The organism is uncultured Caballeronia sp. (assembly GCF_964243625.1).
In the GTDB taxonomy this organism is placed as follows: Bacteria; Pseudomonadota; Gammaproteobacteria; order Burkholderiales; family Burkholderiaceae; genus Caballeronia.
In genome coordinates this window covers 1-8,430 of record NZ_CAXTGZ010000242.1, presented here as the reverse complement: position 1 = coordinate 8,430, position 8,430 = coordinate 1, and the positions used below count along the sequence as shown (strand labels likewise).

Sequence of the window (8,430 nt, the reverse complement as noted above, 5' to 3'; positions counted from 1 at the left end):
CCGTATTCGGCCGAAGCGGTGCGTGTCGCTCAGGCGGCCAAGGAGCAAGGCTGCAAACTTGTCGCGATCACCGACAGTGCCGTCTCGCCGCTCGCGCTCAATGCCGACCATGTGTTGATCTTTTCGCACGACAGCCCCTCGTTTTTTCCTTCGCTAATCGCGGCATCGGCGATCGCGGAATCGCTCGTCGCCCATTTGCTCGCGCTCGAAGGACGCCCGGCCGTCGCCTTGCTCGAAGAAGCGGAATCGGCGCTGCACGCAAAAGGCGCGTACTCGCACTGACCCGGCTGGCCTCATCGCTTGTTGACAACATATGTTGTTGATAAGAAAATATCGGAATCGAATGTATTCGCCTGTATCCGGTGCCGCCAACCTTGAGGCCGTCATGACCAGCGTTTTTCACCGTGCGCCCCGCGCGAAGCTTCCCGTCGCGGTTGCGGGCGAAGGCATAGAGATCATTGATTCCAAAGGCCGCCGTTATATCGATGCCTGCGGCGGCGCGGCGGTGTCGTGTCTCGGCCATGGCAACCAGCGCGTGATCGACGCCATCAAGAAACAGGCGCAGCAACTGCCCTATGCGCACACGTCCTTCTTCACAACAGACGTTGCCGAAGCACTCGCGGACCGCCTGGTCGAGTCCGCGCCAGACGGCCTGGGTCACGTCTACTTCACCTCGGGCGGCTCGGAAGCCATCGAAGCGGCGCTCAAGCTCGCGCGCCAGTATTTCGTCGAAAAGGGCGAAGGACAGCGCCGTCATTTCATCGCGCGCCGGCAGAGTTATCACGGTAATACGCTCGGCGCGCTGGCTATTGGCGGAAACGCCTGGCGACGCGAACCGTTCTTGCCGATCCTCATCGAAGCGCATCACGTCAGTCCCTGCTTTGCATATCGCGAGCAGCGTGCCGATGAAACCGACGCCGCTTTCGCGCAACGGCTCGCCGACGAACTCGAGCATAAGATCATCGAACTCGGCGGCGATACGGTCGCCGCATTCGTCGCGGAAACGGTCGTGGGTGCAACCGCGGGCGCGGTGCCGCCCGTGCGCGAGTACTTCAAAAAGATCCGCGCGGTCTGCGACAAATACGGCGTGCTCCTCATCCTCGATGAAATCATGTCCGGCATGGGCCGCACCGGCTATCTGTATGCGTGCGAGGAGGACGGCATAACGCCGGACCTGCTGACGATCGCCAAGGGACTCGGCGCGGGCTACCAACCAATCGGCGCGACGCTGGTCAGCGACGACATCTACAACACGATCGTGCGCGGCTCGGGTTTCTTCCAGCACGGTCATACGTATATTGGTCACGCGACGGCCTGCGCGGGCGCGCTCGAAGTCCAGCGGGTCATAGAAGAGGACGGACTGCTGCACAATGTCCAGGCGCGCGGCGAACAGCTTCGCGCGCTGCTTCGCGCTCACTATGCGCAGCATCCGCACGTTGGCGACATCCGCGGCCGCGGCTTGTTCGTGGGCGTTGAACTCGTGGCAGACCGCACATTGAAGAAGCCCTTCGATCCCGCGTTCAACCTGCACGCGCGGATCAAGCGTGAAGCCATGAAACACGGCCTGATGGTGTACCCAATGGGCGGCACGGTCGATGGCGTCAGCGGCGATCACATCCTGCTCGCGCCACCTTTCATCTGCACGGCTACGCAGATCGACACGATCGGCGCGCGTCTGGTCGACGCGATCCATGACGCGCTGGCGTCGATGAATACGTAAGCAACGCGAGAATAAATCCATGACTTCCCGGCTCCCCGATTTCGATCCGTCGCAGGCCACCGATCAACAAAAAGCCGTTCTGCAAAGCATCCTCAGCGGTCCGCGCGGCAATCTGAACGGCCCGTTTCTCGGCTGGATTCACAGCCCCGAACTGGCCGATCACGCTCAGCGGCTCGGCGCATTCTGCCGATACAAGACCGGTCTCCCTTTGCGGCTTTCCGAACTGGCGATACTCGTCACGGCCGCGCGCTGGCGCTCGCAAGCGGAGTGGTTCATCCACTATCCGATTGCACTCGACGCCGGCGTGCCGGCCTCGGTCGCGGACGCGATTCAGGTCAACGCGCGACCCGCTTTCGATCATCCCGACGACGCGCTGATCCATGATTTCGCCGTTGAACTGTATGAGACCCAGCGTATCTCCGACACCACCTACCACGCCGCCATCGCACGCTTCGGTCATCCGGTCGTCATCAATCTCGTCGGACTGCTGGGTTATTACGCGCTGGTCGCCATGACGCTGAATGCCTTCGGCATGCGCGCGAACGATCAAACGAGCTTGCCTTTCGCAGAATGACTTACGCGGCGCTTCACGAAAAGGCGCCGCGCACGATGCGGACTAATCGAACGCCGTATCGGTCGGATTGGCATACAGCTTCTGCAATGCCTCGCTCATCGGGAAGTCGAAATTGACGTTCTTCGGCGGCACGGGTTTCAGGAACCACTTGCTGTACATGGTCTTGATGTCGTCGCTTTTCATGATCTGAACCAGCGTGTCATCGACGAGCTTCTTGAACGCGGGATCTTCCCTTCGCATCATGAAGCCATACGCTTCCGATGATTGCGGCGTGCCGACCAGCACATAGTCCGACGGATTCGCCGACAACGAGCGTGTGCCGGCAAGCAGGACGTCGTCCATCATGTAGGCCACCGCGCGGCCGGTTTCGAGCGTCAGGCGTCCTTCGCCGTAATCCTTCGCGCTGATGATCTGCATGTTCATCTTCTTCTCTTCGTTCATCTTCCTGAGAATGCGTTCCGACGTCGTGCCCTGATTCGTCACCACCGTCTTGCCGGCGAGATCGGCGAAGTCCTTGATGCCCGAATCCTTGCGCGTCAGCAGGCGCGTGGTCGCGACGAAGAACGTGTCGGAGAAGGCGACCTGCGCCTGCCGTGCCTTGAGATTCGTGGTCACGCCGCATTCAATATCGACCGTACCGTTTTGTACGAGCGCTATGCGATTCTGCGAGGTCACCGGGATGAACCGGACTTTCAGATCGGCTTGATGCGTTCTTGCCCTGACGGCATCGATCACCTTGTTGCACAGGTCCTGCGAAAAGCCGACCACCTGATTATTCGCGTCCATGTAAGAGAACGGAATGGACGTTTCCCGATGACCGATCGCGATCAGTCCGGCACTCTGTATCTTCGCGAGCGTGGGCGAGGCGTCGTCGGCGAACGCACTCGTGGACACAGCCGCGAACACGGCGGCGGCTAACAGCGTGTGATGGCGCATGGCATTCCTCAGTGTCGGTCAAATGATCGATGGTGCCCGGAGGCACGCAATAACCATATGTTGCCATATAAATTAGTTCGACAACATATGTTTATCTTTTCGAGCGAGATTATCAAGATCGAACTCGTCAACGAGCACGCGAGCGTGGACACCGTTGCAAAAAGCTGCGACGCCGGCGTCCGATACGGCGAAGACCTGGCGAAGGACATGAAGCCTAACCGAGATTCGTTAAAAATCCGCCGCATTTCAGAATAAGCTGCTGATTTAAATGCGAAATCGATGGTCGAATCTAGCGGTGGAACGGGGCGTTGGAGATCCAGTGGATAGTCCCCGAACCGGTTGATGTGCTCCCGCCAGTACGGCGACAGCACCTTGAGCACCTCGGCGTCGACCGGATGCCCCTTCTCCTGCAGTTCCTTTAGCTTGCGCGACATCCACTGCACGTTGTACAGGATCACCATGTTCGCGACGAGGTGGTTGTACTTGATTACCTTGCGCTGCTCGTGCCGGACGTTTTCGGCGATGACGCCTTCGCCGCCGAACATTAGCCACTGCGCGAAGTCGTTGAACTGCTCGCTCTTGTTGGTCGCAGCGTGAATCGTGCGCCGCAGCTCCGGGTCATCCAGATATTTCAGCAGGAACAGCGTGCGGATCACGCACCCCAGCTCCCGGAACGCGAAGTAGAGCTTGTTTTTCGTGCTCTCTGAGCCGAGGCTGCGGATTTCGGCAATGGTGATCAGCCGTTTCGGTGAACGTGATCAGTATGGAAGTTGGTGTTGCGCGGTCAGAGAATTATAACGAAGGTGATCACGATGGGGATGAGTCGGATTGCTTTGCGTTGGTCTTTCGCATCGAATCACCTTTTATTAGAAGCCTATGCGCTTGGTGCACGAGCCGGTCGAGGATTGCGTTGGCGAGCGTGGGGTCTTGCAACCACGCATGCCAATGTTCAAGAGGCAACTGCGAGGTGATGATTGTCGAGCGTGAGCCCACGCGATCGTCGATCACTTCTAGCAGGTCGTTGCGCGCGCCCTGATCGAGTTCCTGCAGTCCCCAGTCGTCCAGCAATAGCACATCAATCTTGGCGAGCTGAGCGAGACGGCGTGTGAAGCTGCCGTCGCCATGGGCGATGCGTAATTCTTCGAACAGGCGCGCGGCGCGCACGTATAACGCGGAGAACCCTTGGCGGCACGCCTGCTGCGCAAAGGCACACGCGATCCAGGTTTTACCGGCGCCGGTCGGTCCACTCAGGATGATGTTCTGGGCGTTGCGGATCCAGTCGCAACTGGCGAGCGTGGCAACGACTCGCTGGTCCAAGCCGCGGCTTTGCCGGATGTCGATGTCCTCGATACAGGCTTGTGGGTTCTTCAGCCTGGCGGCCTTCATCAGGCGTTCAAGACGGCGCGTGTCGCGCCAAGCCAGTTCGCGTTCGACGACCATGCCGAACCGGTCCTCGAACGTCAAACTGGTGCTAGCGGTTAATGCGGCTTGTTCCTCGAAGGCGCGGGCCATGCCGTCGAGTTTCAGGTTCCGAAGTTGCGAGATGGTTTGCTGCATCAACATGGTGACCTCCTTCGGTCAGTGATAATAGTCAGGCCCGCGCACGTTCTCGTGTTCGGGAGATTGCCATTCAGTGAGTTCGATCGGCATAGATGCCTGTCGGTCCAATCCGGACTTGAGGATCGATAGGACAGAGCGACGCGTGGGCGAGCCGACCACGAGGGCGCGCTGACAGGCCGCTTCAAGGCGCTCGCGCCCGTATTTGCGGGCCAGCGCTAGCAGTCCCAGACAAGCCCGGTAGCCCATTTCGGGATGCGGGCGGTTGGTCAGCAGGTGCCGGACGATTGCCTCGGTGCCGGGGCCAATAGATGCACCCCAGTTCAGCAGGCGCCCGGGAGTCCACTCCAGGTGAGCGCGGTGAGCGACGGGCATGTGCTCGGGCAAAGTCGTGTGTTTGTTGCGCAGATGGCTGCGGGCGTGAGCCGCTACCCGTTTGCCACCGTGAAGGATCTCAACGCCGAAACGGGTCAAGCGGGCATAGACTGGCTGGCGCACGAGGCTGTGCGGGGCGCTGTAGTAGTGGTGATCGACCTCAACATGGTAGTCAATGTTGACGACGCATCGCACGAAGGTCGCGATCTCGTAGCGCTGGGCGGGTAACGGCCGCAACGCCGGTTGGTCGAGCCGCTCGAACCATTCGCGGCGATTACCCTGCAGCTTCTTGAAGGGGCGTTGGTTGAGATCAGCGATGAGACCAGCGATCGCGCGGTTCAACTCGGTCAAGCTGAAGAAGCGGTGGTTGCGCAGACGCGCAAGGACCCATCTCTGGACCACTTGAACTGCTACCTCGGCCTTCGCTTTATCACGCGGCTTTCTTGGCCGTGCTGGGAGCATCGCTGTCGCGTAGTGGTTCACGAATTCCTGCGCCGTGCGGCCAAGGCCCGGTTCGTATCGGTCAGGTCGCGCAATCAGTGCGCGCGGATTATCTGGGACCAGCAGACTCGGAGCGCCGCCGTAGAATTCCATGGCGCCGATAAGCCCGCCGATCCAATCGTGCGTGCCCTCCGAACGCGTCGCACAGGCATACGTATAGTTCGATGCGCCGAGTACAGCGACAAACACGTGCGCACGAAACGCAACGCCACCGCGCCCGTCCAGGATCGGCATGGTGTGCCCGGCAAAGTCGGCAAACAGCTTCTCGCCGGCGCGGTGTTGCTGGCGCATCGAACGTTTGAGCGTCTGCGCCCAGTCGCGGTAGCGCTGGCAGAACTGGGTGTAGCGGTAGGTGCGCTCGCCGAGGTGAGCCTCAACGTACTCCTCCCACAATAGTTGCAGTGTGACGTTTGCCCGCCGCAACTCGCGATGAACCAGCGCGTAGTCCAGGTCGACACGTCGGGCCTGCGAATTCTGATCGGCCGGCAGGCTCAGCTTGGCCTCGAGTTCATCGTCAGCCGGCGGTTCGACGCTCGCCCAGTCCAGATCGGCCGCGCTTGCACGCGCCGCATACGCCGATACCGCTCCCACGCTGATACCCGCGGCCCGGTTGATCTGGCGGTGCGACAAGCCGCACACCCACTTCAGCCGCAGGACTTCTTTCAATTTGCGCATGCTCATCCGATGTGCCGGCATTACCTGTCCCCTATAAAAGAGACAAGGCTAACGCCCGTCGTTGATGTCATGCGCAACACCACCGCCAGACCGAAATAGCGTTCCCGTTTCGGTCCGGTGATCACTCATTCCGGGAGCGTGATCACCTGTTTCGGCAAGATGATCAGTCGTTTCGGAAATGGGTGATCAGCGATCACCATCAACCGGAATGTCTGATCACCTTCCTCCGGATTCACTGATCACGATCAACCGGAATCCGTGATCACGTTCGCCGAAATACGCACCGAGGCGGCGCAGGATCGTCGACGGCGTCATCCTACCTGCCTTGATCGACACCGCAACGCGCATCATGTCGAAATAGTGCCGTTCGATCAGTGACCAGTCAATTGACTGGCGGCACAAGCTGTCGATGTGCCCATACTTGCCGCGCTTGTCGGCCTTGGGTAGCACGAGATCCTTGATGTTGCGCATGCGCGGTTTTAGCCTGATGCCTCGTCACGTAGGACAGACCGAATACCGGACCGCTCTGCGCCTGTGCATCCCTGTGGATCTTGTTGGACTTGGCGTCGGCACCATGCCGGATCAGCCCGTCAACGATGTAGACGGCTTCGTGAACATCGCACGGGATGAAGTGGCTGAACAGCGAGATGTGCACATGTCGGACACGTGATAGGCCGATTCCGCCGTATCCGCCATAGCGGACTTGATGCTCGGATCTCGGGACGGCCTTTGGCGTTCATCTTGAGCATTTTAGTGAGGCGCCTTGTGCGAGAGCATTAGTCGAGCGTGTGACTAATGTTGTTGGAGACATAGGGGGCATACCCACGCCACGCGAGCGCTTGCCTGCGACGCCGAGCTTACAACGGTGCGCGATAAACTATGCCTCGCCTTGATCGCCACGACCTCGATCTACCTCTGAGTGATGAAATCAAACGCTGCAGGCAGATGGATCAGGCGTTTGCTGCACCAAAACTGAATACCCCGGCTGCCGAGCCGTCGCAAACGTGCTTCATTTTCCGTTTTACGATGCGTTCCCTAATTGATTAAACGGGCGGTTTCACACTCCAAGTGCAACAGCGGGGTCAACAACAATGCCTTGCTTGGCGCAGTTTTCAATGAAGACCTCGCCCGGTGTACGCCACCCGAGTGTCTTGCGGGGGCGTGTGTTCATGTTCAGGGCTATCGCATCAAGCTGGCGCTGCGAGAATACTGACAGGTCCGTGGACTTGGGTAAAAACTGTCGCAGCAAACCATTGATGTTCTCGCAAATACCGCGTTGCCACGGGCTGTGCGGGTCACAGAAGTAGATCTTGATACCGGTCGCCCCGGTCAGTTCTTTGTGTAACGCCATCTCCTTGCCCTGATCGTACGTGAGCGTTTGGCGTAACTCCTGATCGAGCGGTGCAAACGCCGCGCTGTATGCCTCCAGCGCGGCCTGTGCCGTACTGCCATCGATCTTGACCAGCATGACGAACAGGGTGCTGCGATCAACCAGCGTGCCAACTGCCGAACGGTTGGCCAGCCCCTTGATTAGATCGCCCTCCCAGTGACCAGGGATAAGCCGGTCATTGGCCTCGGGAGGCCGTACGTGAATGCTAAGCATGTCGCTCAGCTTGCCGCGCCGGTCCTGTCCTCGCGTACGCGGCCTGCGCGCTCCACGTCCCTGTCGTAACAAGCTGACCAGCTCGCGGCGCAATTCGCCTCGCGGCGCGGCATAGATGGCTCGGTAAATAGTCTCGTGCGAAGCGTTCAAAGCGGGCTCGTCCGGATGGGCACGTTTGAGTGCGGCTGAAATTTGCTCGGGCGAATGACATCTTTCCAGATACTGACGCACCTCGGGCCACAACGCTCCGTCTACGCACAGCTTGCTTACGTAGCGCGGCTTGCGACGAAGCCGCCCCGCTCGCCCAGATCTCCAGCCGTTCGCGTAGGTAGCGGCGATTGGGGAGGCCCGTGAGGGGATCGTGGCGAGCCCAATAGAGCATTTTCGCCTCGGACTGCCGGCGCTCCGTCACGTCTTCGATAATAATGACGGCGCTCCCGTCAGGCACTGGGTTTCGAGTCATCTCGAGTTGGCGTCCGTCGCTGAGAG

6 protein-coding genes and 4 pseudogenes are annotated in these 8,430 nt (G+C 59.8%); 3 read left to right on the top strand and 7 right to left on the bottom strand.

Translation table 11 applies throughout. From position 1 onward, the window contains the following. The 3 genes from ACFFAR_RS17200 to ACFFAR_RS17190 all read left to right on the top strand — a co-directional run. Positions 1 to 282 (top strand): MurR/RpiR family transcriptional regulator (locus ACFFAR_RS17200; RefSeq protein ID WP_375508179.1); only part of this gene is annotated, 282 nt, incomplete at its 5' end. Positions 283 to 385: 103 nt separating this feature from the next. Then, complete coding sequence (locus ACFFAR_RS17195) at positions 386 to 1,720, top strand: aspartate aminotransferase family protein (RefSeq protein WP_375508178.1); 1,335 nt, start codon at positions 386 to 388, stop codon at positions 1,718 to 1,720. A 19-nt stretch (positions 1,721 to 1,739) separates the two neighbouring features. After that, on the top strand, positions 1,740 to 2,294 hold the full coding sequence (locus ACFFAR_RS17190; protein ID WP_174364881.1) for a carboxymuconolactone decarboxylase family protein: 555 nt from the start codon (positions 1,740 to 1,742) through the stop codon (positions 2,292 to 2,294). Between the two features lie 42 nt (positions 2,295 to 2,336). Here the strand turns inward: ACFFAR_RS17190 and ACFFAR_RS17185 are convergent, their stop codons facing one another. The 7 genes and pseudogenes from ACFFAR_RS17185 to ACFFAR_RS17155 all read right to left on the bottom strand — a co-directional run. Further along, the gene (locus ACFFAR_RS17185) at positions 2,337 to 3,230 is read right to left on the bottom strand and encodes a glutamate/aspartate ABC transporter substrate-binding protein (protein WP_375508177.1); all 894 of its coding nucleotides are present in this window, start codon (positions 3,228 to 3,230) and stop codon (positions 2,337 to 2,339) included. Between the two features lie 287 nt (positions 3,231 to 3,517). After that, positions 3,518 to 3,952: pseudogene (locus ACFFAR_RS17180) on the bottom strand (Tn3 family transposase); the annotation flags it as partial. A gap of 85 nt (positions 3,953 to 4,037) precedes the next feature. Next, entirely contained in the window at positions 4,038 to 4,793 is a 756-nt protein-coding gene (gene istB, locus ACFFAR_RS17175; protein WP_375508176.1) for an IS21-like element helper ATPase IstB, read from the bottom strand. A gap of 15 nt (positions 4,794 to 4,808) precedes the next feature. After that, the gene (gene istA / locus ACFFAR_RS17170) at positions 4,809 to 6,359 is read right to left on the bottom strand and encodes an IS21 family transposase (RefSeq protein WP_375508175.1); all 1,551 of its coding nucleotides are present in this window, start codon (positions 6,357 to 6,359) and stop codon (positions 4,809 to 4,811) included. Between the two features lie 234 nt (positions 6,360 to 6,593). Continuing rightward, positions 6,594 to 7,053 (bottom strand): annotated as a pseudogene (locus ACFFAR_RS17165) (Tn3 family transposase); the annotation flags it as partial. A 342-nt stretch (positions 7,054 to 7,395) separates the two neighbouring features. Continuing rightward, positions 7,396 to 8,250, bottom strand: a pseudogene (locus tag ACFFAR_RS17160) (IS30 family transposase); the annotation flags it as partial. Further along, positions 8,234 to 8,430 (bottom strand): annotated as a pseudogene (locus ACFFAR_RS17155) (PAS-domain containing protein); the annotation flags it as partial. The pseudogenes ACFFAR_RS17155 and ACFFAR_RS17160, both read right to left, overlap by 17 nt.

Bases quoted from the DNA above. Each gene is read 5' to 3' on its own strand.
- ACFFAR_RS17195 (WP_375508178.1), top strand. From the start codon at position 386: ATGACCAGCGTTTTTCACCGTGCGCCCCGCGCGAAGCTTCCCGTCGCG.
- ACFFAR_RS17190 (WP_174364881.1), top strand. From the start codon at position 1,740: ATGACTTCCCGGCTCCCCGATTTCGATCCGTCGCAGGCCACCGATCAA.
- ACFFAR_RS17185 (WP_375508177.1), bottom strand. From the start codon at position 3,230: ATGCGCCATCACACGCTGTTAGCCGCCGCCGTGTTCGCGGCTGTGTCC.
- istB (WP_375508176.1), bottom strand. From the start codon at position 4,793: ATGTTGATGCAGCAAACCATCTCGCAACTTCGGAACCTGAAACTCGAC.
- istA (WP_375508175.1), bottom strand. From the start codon at position 6,359: ATGCCGGCACATCGGATGAGCATGCGCAAATTGAAAGAAGTCCTGCGG.